The following is a 16,151-nucleotide window of genomic DNA, read 5'->3' on the forward strand; positions in this document are numbered from 1 at the left end:
GAGGATGACGACATCTTGAAATACAAATTGTTAGCATTAGATATGGATGGCACATTGTTAAATGACAAACAGGAAGTAACACCTATGACCGCGGAGTGGATACGTAAAGCGATAGACGCGGGTGTTCATGTCTGTTTATCAACAGGAAGATCCTTCTATGAGGCCATATCACATGGGGAACAATTAGGCTTAAGTACACCAATGATTACTGTAAACGGTAGTGAAGTATGGAAAAAACCATATGAGCTACACCATCGTGAAATGATGGATAAAGAGCTAGTTCGGCTAATGGTCAAATTGGGAAAAGAGACAGGCACTTGGTTTTGGGCTTATTCTGTTGAGGGGAATTATAATCAACGTAACTGGGATGATTCACTTATTGATACACAGCAATGGATGAAGTTTGGGTATAATACTGAGGATCAAGAGGTACGCCACCAGCTTATTACCACCCTGCAGGATACAAATGGATTAGAAATTACGAATTCATCACCTTGGAATTTGGAAATTAACCCGAAGGGGATTAATAAAGCGACGGGAATTGAACGTGTTTGTAAGGAATTACTTGGCATTGAAATGTCTGAAGTGATTGCGGTTGGAGACAGCTTAAATGACCTGGCAGCGATAAAAGCGGCAGGGCTAGGTGTTGCAATGGGCAATGCACAAGAAACTGTGAAAAAAGAAGCGGATGTCGTTACTGCAAGCAACAATGAAGATGGAATTGCGTTAATTATTCGAGATTATATTTTTAAATCATAATATTGATAACAATTATAAGATTTATTAGACAAAGTCCCCCTTAGCCAATGTGACTAGGTCGGCACTGTTGAAAGGAAGGATTACCTTGGCTAAAAAGGAGTCATTTGTAAAAGGGACGCTGATACTTGCTGGAGCAGCGTTATTAGTTCGGTTGCTTGGAATTGCGCAACGTGTACCGCTGGAGCACGCTTTTGGTGATTTAGGAAATGCTGCTTACGGGATTGCGAACAATGTATATTTAATGTTATTAACTGTTGCATCTGGCGGAATTCCAAGTACGTTAAGTAAAATGGTTTCGGAAAAATATGCATTAAACAAACCTCATGAAGCGAAGCGTATTTACCATGCGGCTTTAATTTTTTCTGTTGTAATGGGGATCGTTGCTACGTTGGGTTTATATATTGCTGCGCCGTATTATGCTGCTTATTCTAAAGTGCCACAGGCATCTATAGCGATTCGTGCGATTGCACCAGCCTTGTTAATTTTCCCAACCATTGCGATGATGAGAGGTTATTTTCAAGGGCGCGGGAATATGACTGTATCCGGTGTATCTCAAATTGTTGAACAGATTTTGCGCGTCATTACTGCCATTGGTTTAGCCTTCTTTATGTTGCATTTAGGTTATTCAGATGAATGGCTGGCAGCAGGTGCTTCCTTTGGTAGTGTATTCGGAAGTGTTGGAGCTTTTGCTGTTATGTTATATTGTGCCATGAAGTTGCGTAGTAAAGAAGCAGATATGCTTGATACGGTTTCACCGGGACCTAAAATGCCCCTAGGGCAAATTTATATGAGTATTTTTAAGTTATCGATTCCGATAGTATTAACCTCACTCGCTGTAAGTGCGGTGAACTTTATTGATACAAGTATGGTAAAAGGTCTACTCTTAGGACAAATTGGGGAACTTGAAGCAGAAAAGGCACTTGCTTACCTTGCCTCACGTGCACAGATGGTGGCTGGGATTCCACCTATCTTGGCCATTGCATTAAGCACCTCGCTGATTCCTGTTATTTCAGCGGCATATGCAAGAAAAGATAACAAGCATTTAACCAATCAAGTAACTTTAGCGATGAGAATTTCGATTTTAACAGGATTACCAATGGTTATTATGTTAGGAATGGCTTCTTATTCTGTAAATGGATTGTTGTTCAAAACGTTAGATGGCAGTGAAATTATGGGCTTGCTAACCTTAATGACTATTTTCCAAATTACAATGATGACTAGTAATTCAATCTTGCTAGGCATTGGCAAACCTAATTTATCGATGGTGCATGTAGGGATTGGCCTTATCGTTAAAATTATTGGAAACTATACGTTATCTCCAGCTTTAGGTATATACGGTGTTATTATTGCAACAGGACTATGTTTCCTTGTGATCACCTGCTTAAATATTTATGCGATGAAGAAGTTTGTACCATTTAAGCTAATGGGCGATCGTTGGGTTAGCCTAATCATCAGCGTAATTGTGCTTGCAGGTGTAACCTATGGTTTAAATCAGCTAGGGATTCAAATGGTGCACATCATGCATTTCCGTGTAGCCTTTTTCTTAACCTGTATGCTTGTGGGAATTGGTGTATTAATCGTTTATCCGATTCTACTTATCATGCTTAACGTCATTCGTAAGGATGAATTGGATAGCTATCCGAGACTGATCCGTAAGCTGGTAAGTCCAATTATGCGCGTCAAGTATAGAGCTAGAGGGTAAAGGTTGTACAGGTTGAATGACTAAGCCTCAGCTATATCACAGAGTTTCCAAACGTAAGCTTTGTCATATTCGCATAATATTCCTTCGTTATATCGCATAACAAAGGGAGCTTTGGTTGACTAATGGTATGTAGCATCTTGTGATCGATAAACCAATCTTCCTTTGTAATTGGCTCATATGGAGTATCATGCCAAATATGTAACAGCTTTGGGCTGTAGAAGCGTTGTCCAGCGGGCAACGTTTCTTTTTTATCCCAAGTGAACAGTTCAGGTAAATAATCCGCTCTAGAACCGGTATGCGGAACCTGCTCCGCAAAATATAGGGCTTCGTAACGCACATCCTGAAGTCCCATTAAAATTGCATATAAATTTTTGCCAAGCTGAATTCGCTCCTGTAGGCTTGAAAATTCCGATACAGTGCGTCCAGCAAATCGATTGATCATAGCCGTAGAGGGATTCATCATCGGAAATAAAGTTTGATTAAATCCCCCCACACTAAATAAATGGAATTTAGCTTGGTTGCTCACCTTTTTTTGATAATAGGAATTCTTAATGACGCGCTGTTCTATATAATTTTGCTCATTAATGATTAAAGCGACAGTAAGCAAGGCACTGTTACGATCAATCCAAAAGCGTTCCCAGAACGGCTTCATAAATCGTGACACATGAAAATAAGGGAGTAAATGGAAATGACTAATGCCACGCTCACGGCTTTTCATATAGAGCAGAAGCTGGGGATAGGCATCTTGAAAAATAAGCGCATTACTTCGCTCTAGAAAACGATAGTATACAGGCTTATCTTCCTTCGTAATAAAATCTTGAATTAAAGTGCCATGTAAATCAGTCATATTCCAGCCTGCATTACGAGACACCATATGCGCTAAAAATGCCCAATGTAGCTCGGGATATTGCTGAAAGCACTTAAGATAGCTAGCGGTACGGGTAATGTTGCTCATTCCCGCCTTCGCCGTTTCAGCGGCAATTTCCTCAGCCAAGCTTAAGTCAGCATCACTCCATATGTGCTTTTCCACTCGTTCGAGGTGATCACGACTTAGGAGCTGCTCTAGCTCTGAAATTACGGTCCTTGCAGAGGCTTCATTCCATTGTAAGCTCAATGTTTGTTGTCTGAGCTTGGCGGAGTCAGACCATGACTCTCTTTTTATACGTAAAGTTTCACCGATAAGCAAAGGAAGCTGTAAAAATAGTTTACTCCATTGCATGATGACCACACTTTCTTTTTATGCTTAGTATGCCCAGTAGAGTTGACTTCCACTCCCAATTTTGATTGACTAGAAGAATAAAAGTGATAGAGAGGGATGAACAGATATGAAATCCATAACATCAGAACAAGCATTTAAAGAGCAAATTGCCGAACCTACACTAACCGTGGCTGTTTTTAAGGCAGATTGGTGTGTTGATTGTAGATTTATTGATCCGTTTATGCCTGAGGTTGAGAAAAATTATGCTGATAAGCTAACGATAGTGGAAGTGGATACTGAGCAGGTGGGCGATGTCAGTCAGGAGCAAAATATTTTAGGTATTCCAAGCTTTGTGGCTTACGCCAATGGAAAGGAATTAATTCGTTTTGTAAATAAGTTCCGTAAATCACGGGAAGAAATTGAAGATTTCCTAAACAAAGCTGTTGCAGTTTACAGCAATTTACCTTCATAAGTAATGGGCAAAAGTACAGCTAGCCGCAGAGCCATATGGTTATATAGCATTTTTTGCTGTATTGTAATATTTTGTGCAGCTTTAGGGAAAAGTGTATGGAGACCTTTACTTATTTTGCTTTTCCCTAAGCAATTACTCGAGCTTCCTCAAATCATAAATGTAATGAGTACGGTTGTTGTTGGTATCCTTTTAATTATCATTTGGCTTAGCAACAAGGTAAGGAAGGACTTGGTGTATTTAACGATTATCATGTTCCTTCTAACACGTGCTATCTCATGGATGCCAATTCCAACACGAATTTATTTGGATTTAATCAACTTTATTTGTGCTGTTTTATTAAGCTTTAAGCTTTACATCGAGGTGTCACCCGCAACTACGGAAGATGGTAAGCGCCAAGCTCCTACTGGAATTATAACCACGAATTTTTTTAGCTATGGCTGTTTGATTGTTACGATGTATGCATATTTTGTTGTTAGCCGCCTACTGACACATGGATTTGAGTCCACTGTGGTGGAAGGGATTTTATTGTTTGCTGGCGTTGCGATAGTAGGCCATTTTGCATTTTGGAGTCATCCAGATGCCCCAACCATTCGAAGGTTAGGTATCTTCGTCACCTTGGCGGCCATGTTATATGTAGGGTCGGGTGTTATTATGTATTTTAGCCTGTTACACAACCAGTTACTATTTATTTCTTTTACTCATTTGTTTGCTATCGCATTGGTTTTTGCTTTGTTGTGGGTATTAAGCTGGCGGGCGAATTTTGAGAATTATGATGGAATGAGGGAATAAGCATGCTGCGTGAATTACTTGGTCAATCTCCTCGGGAAAATGAAGGCTTGCTTGCTGACACATTTCTAAGTATAAAAGAAACAATTCATTTGCTTCAAAAAGAAATGAATGATTCCAAAGATCCTTCTCATGATTTTCGTAAATTAGAAATTTGGTGTCGTGGCTTGTTATCCTCTTTGGATGAGCTAGAGGGATGCTTATTTGCAGCTACGTTTTTCAGAAATAAGGTCGTAAAAAGCTCAACAGAGGATATGAATGCCGCGGAGCAGATGGACTATGCCAGATATGTTTTCTTTTATAAGGATGGATTTATCCGTGTTTTTTCAATTTTAGATAAGTTAGGTACTGTATTAAATGAATTATTTGATCTTCATACCTCTAAGGTAAAGACACATTTTTCGTATTTTACAGTGCTTAGACAATTTGCTTATATGAAAACACATCCTGATCTTGGTAATAAGTTGTTTGCGATAAAGGAGCAATACAAGGAAGCATTATCTGAGCTAAGACGGCGTAGAAACACAGAAATTCATTATATGAATTCAGAAATGAAGGATGATTTGTGGCAACGACACCAAGCGTTATATGGGAAAATAAAGCTAGAGGATTTAGATGCCCATCTGCATGATCTACAACAAGGCTTTAACATGGTGTGTGAAACGATGTTAACGACATTTTCATATACTAATCAACGGTGGAAAAAAGTGAAGGATAATTGAGCTATGCAAAAAATAACAATTGAATAGGGTATTGCATTTGCATAAAGGAAATGATATATTAAACGTGAAAACGCTTTAGAAACCGCGGTGTATATAAGTTTTCAACCTTATTTAATGAAATTAAATATTTTCCAATTATAGGCGTGTTACTGTAAATCAGGCAAGACCTAGATTGGGGAGGATAGAAGTTTCTTCTTTCCTGCCCGTCTTAGGTCTTTTTTTGTTGGAATTTTTTAGGGGGGTAAACGATGGATTACAAACAATTGGCAACAGAAATTTTAAATAAAGTGGGCGGAGCCGAGAATATTGAAAGTGTTATTCATTGCTCAACACGATTAAGAATGAAATTAAAGGATACCAAGCTACCTAATGTTGATGAGATTAAGGCTTTAGATGGGGTTATGGGAGCACTACATGGTGGGGGACAATTTCAGGTTATTGTTGGGAATGATGTTAGCTATGTGTACAATGAATTAAATAAAATGTTGCCAGAGACAAAGGAAACAGTGGTAGTAACAACCAAGAAGGATCGTAGCTTTAAAGGTTTGTTTGGTAGCTTTGCTGAATTAATTACGGGTATTTTCCAACCGATTATTCCTGCGATTGCGGCATCTGGGATGCTTAAAGCTTTACTTTTATTAGTTACAAGCCTTGGCCTTATGTCAAAGGAAGGACAAATTTATCAGCTTTTAATCATTATTGCTGATGGTGCTTTTTATTTCTTGCCACTATTGTTAGCGTATACGAGTGCACTGAAGTTTAAAACAAATCCTTATGTTTCGGTTGCGTTAGCAAGTGTGCTTGTCCATCCTAAGTTAATTGCTTTACTTGGGGGGGAAGTACCCGTTTATTTCGCTGGTTTACCTGTACCTAACGTAGCGTATTCGTCTTCCGTGCTACCGATTATTTTAACAGTATGGATTATGTCGTATGTTGAACGTTTTGCGGGTAAAATATCTCCAAAACCTGTAAAAATATTTTTACAGCCATTAATTGTTATTCTCGTTATGGCGCCGTTGTCTCTTATCGTTTTAGGACCTTTAGGTAATTATTTAGGTCAAGGAGTATCCACAGGACTATTTTGGATTCAAGATCAAATTGGTTGGCCTACTGTAGCATTACTTTCTATCTTTATGCCATTAATCGTAATGTTTGGGATGCACAAAGTATTTTATCCTGTTATTTTTGCGGCAATGGCATCACCTGGATATGAAATGTTAATTCATAGTGCAATGCTTTCCTCCAATATTGCGCAAGGTGCTGGTGCATTAGCAGTATGGATGATGGCTAAGGATGTTAAATTAAAACAAGTTGCATTGCCTGCTGGTATTTCTGGTTTGTTTGGGATTACTGAGCCAGCACTATATGGGGTGCATTTACGCCTTAAAAAGACCTTGATTGCCTGTATGATTGGTGCAGGAACAGCAGGTGCGTTTGCTGGGTATGTTGGCTTAAAAGCTTACGCTCCAGTTGGACCGGGTGTAGCTTCACTTCCTATGTTTATAGGTGAAGGAAATAACTTTATTTATGCCTTAATTACTTTGGCAATTTCACTTGTTGTAACACCAATTGCAGTCTACTTTATTGGCTTTGACAATCCTGATACAGAAGCAACGCAACAAGTTTCCACAACTTCATCAGCAGACAAACAAATCGTTACGAATAAAGAAAATGCTGTGAATCATGTCAATAAAGCTAATACTAGAACGGTTGTATTTGCGCCACTTGAAGGAGAGGTCATTCCTTTGGCTGAAGTGAACGATGAGGCATTCTCCCAAGAAGCGATGGGAAAAGGGATGGCAATTCGACCTACAAGCGGAAAAGTTGTTGCTCCATTTGATGGTGTAGTAGATACCATTTTTAAAACAAAACATTCCATTGGCTTAAGATCACTTGAGGGTGTTGAGGTGTTAATTCATATTGGTCTTGATACTGTTAAATTAAAAGGACAACATTTCAAGGTTCATGTCCAAGAAGGTGCTACGATTCAGCATGGAGACTTATTAATTGAATTTGATCTTGAAGCGATAAAGCAAGCAGGTTATGACGTTACAACACCAATCATTATTACGAACACAGCACAGTATTTAGAAGTTTTAGGTCATCAAAATGAAAGGGTAACAGGACCCTCTAAGCCTTTAATTACTGTATTGTAGTGTAAATCTATATAAAAGAGGTGCACGAAAGATGAGAAGCGATATGAGAGTAGTTAAAGTCCTTAATGTGAGTGTCATCATAGCAAAGCGACAAGACCAAAAAGAGGTTATTGTCATGGGCAAAGGCATCGGCTTCAAGAGCAAGCCCGGAGATTTGGTCAATCCAGCAGAGATTGAAAAGGTCTATGTCCTTGAAAATGAAGGCATGTCCTCTGAGATGGTTGCATTGATGAGAGAAACTCCTAAAGAGTACTTGATATTGACAGATGAAATCATATCGCATGCTAAAGGAGTCTTATCGAAGCATCTGAGTGAAACGTTGTATCTTTCTTTGACGGATCACTTGCATATGGCTGTCAAACGATCACAAGCTAACATTCAAATTCAAAATCGGATGCTCTGGGAGGTGCGCAAATTTTATCCACAGGAGTTTCAGATTGGACAATATGGCGTAGCTCTCATCAATGAACGCCTTGATGTCAATTTGCCTGAAGAAGAGGCGGCTAATATTGCATTTCATTTAGTGAATGCGCAGCAAACGGATGACAACATGAATCAAGTTATGCTGATGACTAATACAGTTAAAGACATTTTAAATATTATCAAGATACATTATGGGATGGAAATGGATACAATGAGTATCAATTATTCACGATTTTTAACTCATCTTCAATTTTTTGTGCAGCGTTTATTAGAAAATAAAATGCTTGAGCCACAAGAATTTGATCTTTTACCACAAATCATAGAAAAGTATCCTGAGGAAGCAAAATGTGTTGAGTCAATTAAAAGCTATATTCATGCTAAGTTTAACAGTGACATGTCTAATGATGAAATGATGTATTTGATTATACATCTTGGAAGAGTAATGAATCGGTCGATTTAAGGAGGATGTAGAGGAATGCAACAAGCCAAAAGAGTTTTTCCTAAAGGATTTATGTGGGGAGGCGCGATAGCTGCTAACCAAGCGGAAGGGGCATGGAACAAAGACAGTAAAGGGATGTCCACTGCTGATATCGCAATTAACAAAAAAAATATAAATAAAAATGATTATAAGGGTTTAAATGCAATTGATGATAATCAGATTAAAAAAGCGATGATTGATCCATCTGATGCTAATTATCCTAAACGTAGAGGGATTGATTTTTATCATCGTTACCCTGAGGATCTAGCGTTAATGGGGGAGATGGGTTTAAAGGTATTACGTCTTTCAATTGCATGGACACGGATTTATCCAAATGGAGACGAAGCACAGCCTAACGAAGCTGGTTTGCAGTTTTATGATTCATTATTTGCTGAAATGCACAGACATGGCATTGAACCCCTTGTCACCTTATCACATTATGAAATGCCGATGCATTTGGTTAATGAATACGGAGGCTGGACATCACGTAAGGTCGTGGATTTCTTTGGTAACTTCTGCAAGACCGTATTTAATAGATATAAGGATCAAGTGAAATATTGGATTACCTTCAATGAGATTGATGGGATTGTTCGTCATCCCTTTACGAATGGTGGAATTGTTCCTGATCGCTTTGAGAACGTAGAGCAAGCAGTTTATCAGGCACTACATCACCAGTTTATAGCAAGTGCACTGGCAGTTAAGTACGGTCATGAGCTTATGCCAGAGGCTAAAATTGGCTGTATGCTCACGAGCTTGTTACATTATCCTCATACATGTAGTCCAGATGACGTATTAGCTGCACACCGCAATAATGAGTTTAATTTATTTTTCTCAGACGTACAGATTAGAGGGAAATATCCAAACTATATGAAACGCTTTTTCAAAGAAAAAGGAATAGAGTTCCAGCAATTGGAGGGTGATGCAGAGCTATTACAGACCTACACAGCCGACTTCTTATCCTTCAGCTACTACAATTCTTTTGTAGCTAGTAAAGACAGTGAAGGCTTGGAAAAGGTAAGTGGCAATACGATGGGGGGCGTAAAAAACCCATATTTACCCCTAAGCGAATGGGGATGGCAAATTGACCCGACTGGCTTAAGAATCATTTTAAATACGTTATATAGTCGCTACCAAATACCGCTGTTCGTTGTTGAAAATGGACTAGGTGCGTATGACAAGGTGGATGAGGATGGGCGTATTAAGGATGACTATCGTATTAGTTATTTCAAGTCCCACATTGAAGAAATGCATGAGGCTGTTCTAGATGGTGTTGAATTAATGGGCTATACGGTTTGGGGCATCATTGATCTGATTAGCTATTCCTCTTCTGAAATGGAAAAAAGATACGGAATGATATATGTCGATCAAGACGATGATGGCAACGGAACGTTAGCTAGAATGAAGAAGGATAGCTTTTATTGGTATAAAGAGGTTATTGAGAAAAATGGTTTATAGTTTAACTTTTGAACATAACTAAATTTGTTATTATTTTTCTTTTGACAAAATGAGAGAAAGAATCTATACTCAGAAATAAGTTTAAGACAACATCATATTTTCTTATCGAGAGTGGTGGAGGGAAAGGCCCGATGAAGCCCAGCAACCGATTCTACTGTTTTTGCTTTAACGAGGTAGAGTGTCATGGTGCTAAATCCTTCAAAATCGTATAGGTATACGGTTTTGGCAGATGAGAAGGAGAATTTAGGAATTTAAACCCTTCGAATCTAATTCGGAGGGTTTTTTGATAAATTTTTGATGTTTCAGGGGGAAATTTCTTTGATTGAGCTAAAATCAGTGACTAAGGTTTACGGTACTAAAGGCAAAAAGACAACGGCCTTGTCCAATTTAAACCTTAAAGTAAATAAAGGTGAAATTTTTGGAGTCATTGGACATTCCGGTGCAGGGAAAAGTACCTTGATTCGCTGTATTAACTTGCTTGAGCGTCCAACAAAAGGTGAAGTGTGGGTTGGCAATATACAGCTTACGAAACTTAAAAAGTGGCAGTTACAGCAACAAAGACGAAAGATCGGGATGATTTTCCAGCACTTTAATCTGCTATCGTCGGCAACGGTGTTTAACAATATTGCTTTTCCTTTAACTTTGATTGGTACACCCAAGGCAAAAATAGAGCAAAAGGTAAATGAGTTACTCCAGCTTGTTGGATTAGAGGAGCATCGCAATAAATATCCAGCACAACTATCTGGTGGGCAAAAACAGCGTGTTGGTATTGCAAGAGCACTTGCTAGTGATCCTGATGTGTTGTTATGTGACGAAGCGACCTCTGCTTTGGACCCACAAACTACAGATTCCATTTTAAAGCTACTGATGGATATTAATAAAAAGTTTAACCTGACTATTTTGTTGATTACACATGAAATGCACGTCATTCAAAGCATTTGTGATCGAGTGGCTGTGATCCATGATGGCAATATCGTAGAGGAAGGGCCGGTCACGCAAGTATTTTTGAAGCCTCAACATCATGTCACTAAAGATTTCATTCATCGTGATGTGCAGGGTGGCAGTGAAAAATGGAGTGATTTAGAGCTAGAGAAATCTGGACGGTTAGTGCAAATTACCTTCCTTGGTAAAGCCACTTATGAATCGGTATTATCCCAAATTGTACAGGAAACAAATGTAAATTTTGCGATCCTACAAGGTACAATTTCCAAAATAAAAGAAACACCGTATGGTCAATTGATCGTCTCTTTTGAAGGAGAAGCTAGTAATATCGATACGACGATACAAAAATTAAGAGAACGTGATTTAGATGTGGAGGTAATGGAGTCATGAAAGGGCTAGACTTTTCACAGGTAAATTGGGAGGAGATTGGCACTTCCTCTACAGATACCTTGCTAATGTTAGGGTATTCCGCTCTCTTTACCTTTTTAGTGGGATTACCGCTTGGTGTATTACTTTTTGTCCTTTCGAGGTCTAATTTCTGGGTATCAAGATGGGTTTACAGAGTGTTATCGCTAGTCGTTAACATATTACGTTCCATTCCATTTATTATTTTAATCGTTGCATTGATTCCGATAACGCGTTCTATTGTTGGCGTCTCGATGGGCGTAAAAGGAACCATCGTTCCTTTAGTCATTGCAGCTGCACCATTTTTTGCAAGACTGATTGAAACTGCTCTGCGTGAGGTAGATCGTGGTGTTATTGAGGCATCACAAGCGATGGGCGCTTCGATCTGGCAAATTGTCCGCAAAGTATTGTTACCTGAATCATTACCAGGCATTATTGCGGCGATGACCATTACCGTGGTTACGCTTGTATCCTATACAGCGATGTCAGGGATGGTTGGCGGTGGAGGATTAGGGGATCTTGCCATTCGCTACGGGTATTATAGATATCAATCTGAAGTTATGATTGTTGCCATTGTATTAATGGTGATCCTGGTACAAATACTACAAATGGTAGGGGATCGATTAGTAAGTCATTTTACACGAAAATAATGGAAATAAGGAAACATCACATATACCACATATACCATGTATACCAACCTTATTTTAAAAACACTTTTAGGGGGAATCTTAGTATGAAAAAATGGACATTAACGTTTTTAACTTTAGCACTTGTGTTGGTGTTGTCTGCATGTGGCAGCAAGGCAGAAAATAAGGCAGGTACAACAGGTTCTGATACTGGAGCAGCCGCAGGTAATAATACAAAGACAGAAACGGTGGAACTCAAAGTAGGCGCAACTGTACCACATGCTGATATTTTGAAGTTTATTGCACCTAAGTTGAAGGAAGAAGGCGTGGATTTGAAGGTAATCGAGTTCACTGATTACAATCAGCCTAACCGTCAATTGTTTGAAAAACAGCTTGATGCAAACTATTTCCAACATCAACCTTACCTTGATCAACAAAATAAAGATAACAACTTTGATTTAGTCTCTGTTGCAGGTATTCACGTTGAGCCATTTGGTGCTTATTCTAAAAATATTACATCTGTTGACCAGATTCCAGACGGAGCAAAGGTTGCGATTCCAAATGATGCAACAAATGGTGGTCGTGCATTGCTATTGCTACAAAAACAAGGCTTAATTAAGCTAAAAGATGGTGTAGGAAATGAAGCAACTAAAAATGATATTGTAGAAAATCCTAAAAATCTTGTTATTTCTGAAAATGATGCGGCTATGCTTCCACGTCAGTTAGATGAGGTTGACCTTGCACTTATCAATACAAACTTTGCAATTGAAGCAGGACTTAACCCAACGAAGGATGCTTTATTTATCGAAGATAAGGATTCTCCGTATACAAACATTGTTGTAACTCGTCCAGACAATAAAGATTCTGATGCTATCCAAAAGCTAGTGAAGGCTTTAACTTCCGATGAAGTAAAAACCTTCATCAACGATACGTACAAAGGTGCGTTAGTCCCTGTATTTTAAGTTGAGGTATTTTTAACCAAAATACGGTATGTAAAATGTCCGCTCTGATGAGGGCGGGCATTTTTTTGTACATTAGTGTTTCTCTGAAGACGGCTGTCTTTCACTGCACATACTGGTATTAGCCTGTACTAAATAAAGCCGGCATCTCGTAGTGAGATACCGGCTTTATCGAGTCCTGCTATTTATTAAAATACTTGAACGACCTCTTCTACACCTTCAACTTCTTCGAACAAGGCGCGTTCAATCCCTGCTTTTAAAGTAATGGTGGAGCTTGGGCAACCGCCGCATGCGCCGAGCAGTTTCAATTTTACAATCCCGTCCTCAACATCTACGAGATCCACGTCGCCACCGTCACGTTGTAAGAACGGACGAAGTTTATCTAACACTTCCAATACTTCATCATACAATTGGTCATGTGTTTTTTCACTCATTAGTTTCAACTCCTTTCTTTCCCCTATTATAGTATAAAAAAGTTTAAATTTAAATGGCTCAGATCACAGTTAAAAAGTTCTAAGTTAATCTCAGCTGTTCTTTTTATTCGTAAACTTTAATCTCATTATAGAACGTATCACGCTCAACTGGAATTCGACCAGCACCTTGAATGAGCCAAATTAATTCTTTACGTGTTAAGCCTTCTGGTGTCAAAGCACCTGCGGCATGGCTAATTCTTTCCTTCACAATCGTACCATGCACATCTGATGCACCAAAGGACATTGCGACTTGGGTAAGCTGTACGCCAATGTTAATGAAATACGCCTTAATGTGCTGAATATTATCTATCATCAAGCGACTAATCGCTAATGTCTTCAAGTCTTCATAAGCAGAATTACGGCGCATAATGCCTGCATTTTTGTTGCGTGGCTGCATAGATAATGGAATAAAGACCATAAAGCCATTAGTTTCATCCTGCAAATCACGGACATGCAGCATATGGCGAATCCGATCCTCATGAGATTCAATTGAGCCATATAGCATGGTGGTATGTGTTTTCATACCAAGCTGATGTGCGGTGCGGTGTACCTCTAAGTAGCGCTCCACGTTTGCTTTATCCACCTTCATTTTTTCACGGTATTGATCTGATAAGATTTCAGCACCACCACCAGTGAGGGTTTGAAGGCCTGCTTTTTGTAGCTCTCTAAGCACCTCTGTAATCGATAAGCCGCTAATGCGTGTAAAGAAGTCAATTTCTGCTGCGGTATAAGCCTTAATTGTTACATCTGGGAAGTTGTCCTTCAATGCTTGTAAGGAGTCCACATAATATTGGAACGGCACATGCTGGTTATGTCCACCTACGATATGAAACTCACGAATGTTGGGATGAATATGCTGATTCACGTAATCCACCATTTGTTGACCAGATAACGTATAGGACCCTTCTTCACCTTGATCCTTGCGGAAATTACAAAAAGCACAATACGATTCACATACATTGGTGAAGTAAAGACTCATATTTTCGATAAAATATACTTTTTTACCATTTTTCTTTAAATTTGCTTGGTTTGCCAGTTGACCGATGGTGAGTAGATCATCACTTTTATATAAATAAACGCCATCTTCGAGGCTTAATCGTTCTCCATGTGTTACCTTCTCTACAATCTCAGCCATTCTTTTATCCATACCTGTTGTTTCGACTGTTAACATTAGCAAGCTACCTCCGTTTCCTAAATCCAAAGCTCATTCTATTATAAACCTCCATTTCATAGAAGGGCAACAAATGTTACTGCTGAATATTATGTATGTCTGTGTAAAATATCACATTTGCTCATTCATTTACTATTGGGTGACAAAAGGAGTATACTTAAAATATAAGCTTGATTAATTATTTTGGCTCTATTTATAAATCAATACCTGACAACGACTGGCGGATAGAAGCTACGATCCAGAGAGTTCTTTCGATTGTTGTTAAAATCATATTCCTTTTATTGGAATAAATAAGTTGGTGGAATTTGATTTTAAGAGACAATCTCCAGAATCCCTCTGTCTCTTCGCTAGCATGGGTGGTTGTCATGTACTGATTTCAAGATTGAGCCTTAATTATAGGAGGTTATATAATGATTAATATTTCAGATAGTGCCTTAGCACGTATTCAAGACATGATTGCACAGGATGAAACACCAAATATGTTTTTGCGCTTAGGCGTTAATGAAGGTGGATGTAGCGGGTTCTCTTATGGCATGGGACTTGACAATGAAGAAAGTGATCAAGATGTATTTATGGATATCAAAGGCGTCAAGGTCGTTGTAGATAAGGAAAGTGTACGTTTTTTAAACGGACTTGAAATTGACTATCAGGAATCTGGCATGAGTGGCGGCTTTACCATTCATAATCCAAATGCAGTAGCTTCCTGTGGCTGTGGACAGTCATTTAAAATGCGGAATGAGGAAGGTAAGCCTGAGGTTTGCGATTGATAATCGTTGATCTAACGGGGATTTTATTACGTTGATCTTAACGTGAGCGTAACGAGAATTACGGTAACTTAAATAGACGAGGGTTGTGGATTACAACGGAAAAACGCGCATTAACAACCCCGATTATTGAACATTAACAACCCTAAATTATTCGTTTCCGGGTTGTGGACTACGACCTCCGCGGGTATTATCTCGATAATATTTCGTATATGGAGGTCTTTTTGTGTCGTTAAAAAAGAGAGAAAGACGCGTACCAGTAGGCGCGAGGACTCTACAGGAATATCCCACCCTGACGTTTGAGCAAGGATTAGACTTAGTGATCAGCGTTAAAAAATCGGAAGGGCTTCGTGAGCGGACTTTATCAGACTATAAGAAGCACTACCGGTATTTTCTTGAATGGCTTAATGAGGTCCATCCGGATGTGGTCTATGTTCACGAAATTACAATGCAAATATTACGAGATCATGTTTCGTATATGAAATACGATCGTGTGCGCTATGAGGAACACAAATTTATATCCTCGGAAAATCAGACGTTCGGGGTGTCAGATACTAATTAGTGTATTAAAACAATTTAAACACTGTACCGTGTTAATAAAAAATGTAAAAATATTACTCAATAGGAAGGTGGTTTTTCTAAAATATAATAGAGAATTAA

The 16,151-nt window shown here is 38.8% G+C and carries 16 protein-coding genes and 1 riboswitch; of the genes, 13 read left to right on the top strand and 3 right to left on the bottom strand.

All coding sequences use genetic code 11. The annotated features are described in order from the left end of the window. Positions 1 to 15 precede the first annotated feature (15 nt). Both J2Z32_RS11085 and J2Z32_RS11090 read left to right on the top strand, forming a co-directional pair. Positions 16 to 759 carry a Cof-type HAD-IIB family hydrolase gene (locus J2Z32_RS11085; protein WP_280921129.1) on the top strand — a complete coding sequence of 248 codons (744 nt, stop codon included), beginning with the start codon at positions 16 to 18 and terminating at the stop codon, positions 757 to 759. Positions 760 to 844: 85 nt separating this feature from the next. Continuing rightward, the gene (locus J2Z32_RS11090; protein ID WP_210089223.1) at positions 845 to 2,461 is read left to right on the top strand and encodes a putative polysaccharide biosynthesis protein; all 1,617 of its coding nucleotides are present in this window, start codon (positions 845 to 847) and stop codon (positions 2,459 to 2,461) included. Positions 2,462 to 2,492: 31 nt separating this feature from the next. Here the strand turns inward: J2Z32_RS11090 and J2Z32_RS11095 are convergent, their stop codons facing one another. Then, positions 2,493 to 3,680, bottom strand: a complete 1,188-nt coding sequence (locus J2Z32_RS11095; protein ID WP_210089224.1) for a DUF2515 family protein — start codon at positions 3,678 to 3,680, stop codon at positions 2,493 to 2,495. 106 nt (positions 3,681 to 3,786) lie between these two features. Here J2Z32_RS11095 and J2Z32_RS11100 point away from each other — a divergent pair, with 106 nt between their 5' ends. From J2Z32_RS11100 to J2Z32_RS11140, 9 genes are all read left to right on the top strand, one after another. After that, entirely contained in the window at positions 3,787 to 4,131 is a 345-nt protein-coding gene (locus tag J2Z32_RS11100; protein WP_210089225.1) for a thioredoxin family protein, read from the top strand. Between the two features lie 3 nt (positions 4,132 to 4,134). After that, a complete protein-coding gene (locus J2Z32_RS11105; RefSeq protein WP_210089226.1) occupies positions 4,135 to 4,920 on the top strand; it encodes a hypothetical protein in 786 nt (261 codons plus the stop codon). Between the two features lie 2 nt (positions 4,921 to 4,922). After that, on the top strand, positions 4,923 to 5,639 hold the full coding sequence (locus tag J2Z32_RS11110; protein ID WP_210089227.1) for a Cthe_2314 family HEPN domain-containing protein: 717 nt from the start codon (positions 4,923 to 4,925) through the stop codon (positions 5,637 to 5,639). 248 nt (positions 5,640 to 5,887) lie between these two features. Then, positions 5,888 to 7,795, top strand: a complete 1,908-nt coding sequence (locus tag J2Z32_RS11115; protein ID WP_210089228.1) for a beta-glucoside-specific PTS transporter subunit IIABC — start codon at positions 5,888 to 5,890, stop codon at positions 7,793 to 7,795. A gap of 31 nt (positions 7,796 to 7,826) precedes the next feature. Beyond that, entirely contained in the window at positions 7,827 to 8,678 is an 852-nt protein-coding gene (gene licT / locus J2Z32_RS11120) for a BglG family transcription antiterminator LicT (protein ID WP_245251388.1), read from the top strand. A gap of 15 nt (positions 8,679 to 8,693) precedes the next feature. After that, positions 8,694 to 10,151, top strand: a complete 1,458-nt coding sequence (locus J2Z32_RS11125) for a glycoside hydrolase family 1 protein (protein ID WP_210089229.1) — start codon at positions 8,694 to 8,696, stop codon at positions 10,149 to 10,151. 99 nt (positions 10,152 to 10,250) lie between these two features. Beyond that, a riboswitch (SAM riboswitch) is annotated at positions 10,251 to 10,387 on the top strand. 82 nt (positions 10,388 to 10,469) lie between these two features. Then, on the top strand, positions 10,470 to 11,483 hold the full coding sequence (locus J2Z32_RS11130) for a methionine ABC transporter ATP-binding protein (RefSeq protein ID WP_210089230.1): 1,014 nt from the start codon (positions 10,470 to 10,472) through the stop codon (positions 11,481 to 11,483). Further along, a complete protein-coding gene (locus J2Z32_RS11135) occupies positions 11,480 to 12,148 on the top strand; it encodes a methionine ABC transporter permease (RefSeq protein WP_210089231.1) in 669 nt (222 codons plus the stop codon). Before J2Z32_RS11130 ends, J2Z32_RS11135 begins: the two co-directional genes overlap by 4 nt. Positions 12,149 to 12,231: 83 nt before the next feature. Continuing rightward, entirely contained in the window at positions 12,232 to 13,086 is an 855-nt protein-coding gene (locus tag J2Z32_RS11140; RefSeq protein WP_210089232.1) for a MetQ/NlpA family ABC transporter substrate-binding protein, read from the top strand. A gap of 185 nt (positions 13,087 to 13,271) precedes the next feature. On the opposite strand, the gene J2Z32_RS11145 is transcribed toward J2Z32_RS11140, so the two are convergent. Both J2Z32_RS11145 and mqnE read right to left on the bottom strand, forming a co-directional pair. Next, complete coding sequence (locus J2Z32_RS11145; protein ID WP_210089233.1) at positions 13,272 to 13,517, bottom strand: NifU family protein; 246 nt, start codon at positions 13,515 to 13,517, stop codon at positions 13,272 to 13,274. A gap of 103 nt (positions 13,518 to 13,620) precedes the next feature. Beyond that, entirely contained in the window at positions 13,621 to 14,727 is a 1,107-nt protein-coding gene (gene mqnE, locus J2Z32_RS11150) for an aminofutalosine synthase MqnE (protein WP_210089234.1), read from the bottom strand. Between the two features lie 410 nt (positions 14,728 to 15,137). Here mqnE and J2Z32_RS11155 point away from each other — a divergent pair, with 410 nt between their 5' ends. Both J2Z32_RS11155 and J2Z32_RS11160 read left to right on the top strand, forming a co-directional pair. Next, positions 15,138 to 15,494: a HesB/IscA family protein gene (locus J2Z32_RS11155; protein ID WP_210089235.1), complete on the top strand. Its 357-nt coding sequence runs from the start codon at positions 15,138 to 15,140 to the stop codon at positions 15,492 to 15,494. 316 nt (positions 15,495 to 15,810) lie between these two features. Then, positions 15,811 to 16,053 (top strand): hypothetical protein, encoded by a 243-nt coding sequence (locus J2Z32_RS11160; protein WP_210089236.1) that lies wholly within the window; start codon positions 15,811 to 15,813, stop codon positions 16,051 to 16,053. The last annotated feature ends 98 nt before the right edge of the window (positions 16,054 to 16,151 follow it).

Origin of the sequence: Paenibacillus turicensis (genome assembly GCF_017873435.1) — a bacterium.
Classification (GTDB): Bacteria; Bacillota; Bacilli; order Paenibacillales; family Paenibacillaceae; genus Fontibacillus; species Fontibacillus turicensis.

Excerpts from the sequence above, each read along its gene's own strand:
- J2Z32_RS11095 (WP_210089224.1), bottom strand. The coding sequence starts at position 3,680 with ATGCAATGGAGTAAACTATTTTTACAGCTTCCTTTGCTTATCGGTGAA.
- J2Z32_RS11100 (WP_210089225.1), top strand. The coding sequence starts at position 3,787 with ATGAAATCCATAACATCAGAACAAGCATTTAAAGAGCAAATTGCCGAA.
- J2Z32_RS11105 (WP_210089226.1), top strand. The coding sequence starts at position 4,135 with ATGGGCAAAAGTACAGCTAGCCGCAGAGCCATATGGTTATATAGCATT.
- J2Z32_RS11110 (WP_210089227.1), top strand. The coding sequence starts at position 4,923 with ATGCTGCGTGAATTACTTGGTCAATCTCCTCGGGAAAATGAAGGCTTG.
- J2Z32_RS11115 (WP_210089228.1), top strand. The coding sequence starts at position 5,888 with ATGGATTACAAACAATTGGCAACAGAAATTTTAAATAAAGTGGGCGGA.
- licT (WP_245251388.1), top strand. The coding sequence starts at position 7,827 with ATGAGAAGCGATATGAGAGTAGTTAAAGTCCTTAATGTGAGTGTCATC.
- J2Z32_RS11125 (WP_210089229.1), top strand. The coding sequence starts at position 8,694 with ATGCAACAAGCCAAAAGAGTTTTTCCTAAAGGATTTATGTGGGGAGGC.
- J2Z32_RS11135 (WP_210089231.1), top strand. The coding sequence starts at position 11,480 with ATGAAAGGGCTAGACTTTTCACAGGTAAATTGGGAGGAGATTGGCACT.
- J2Z32_RS11140 (WP_210089232.1), top strand. The coding sequence starts at position 12,232 with ATGAAAAAATGGACATTAACGTTTTTAACTTTAGCACTTGTGTTGGTG.
- J2Z32_RS11145 (WP_210089233.1), bottom strand. The coding sequence starts at position 13,517 with ATGAGTGAAAAAACACATGACCAATTGTATGATGAAGTATTGGAAGTG.
- mqnE (WP_210089234.1), bottom strand. The coding sequence starts at position 14,727 with ATGTTAACAGTCGAAACAACAGGTATGGATAAAAGAATGGCTGAGATT.
- J2Z32_RS11155 (WP_210089235.1), top strand. The coding sequence starts at position 15,138 with ATGATTAATATTTCAGATAGTGCCTTAGCACGTATTCAAGACATGATT.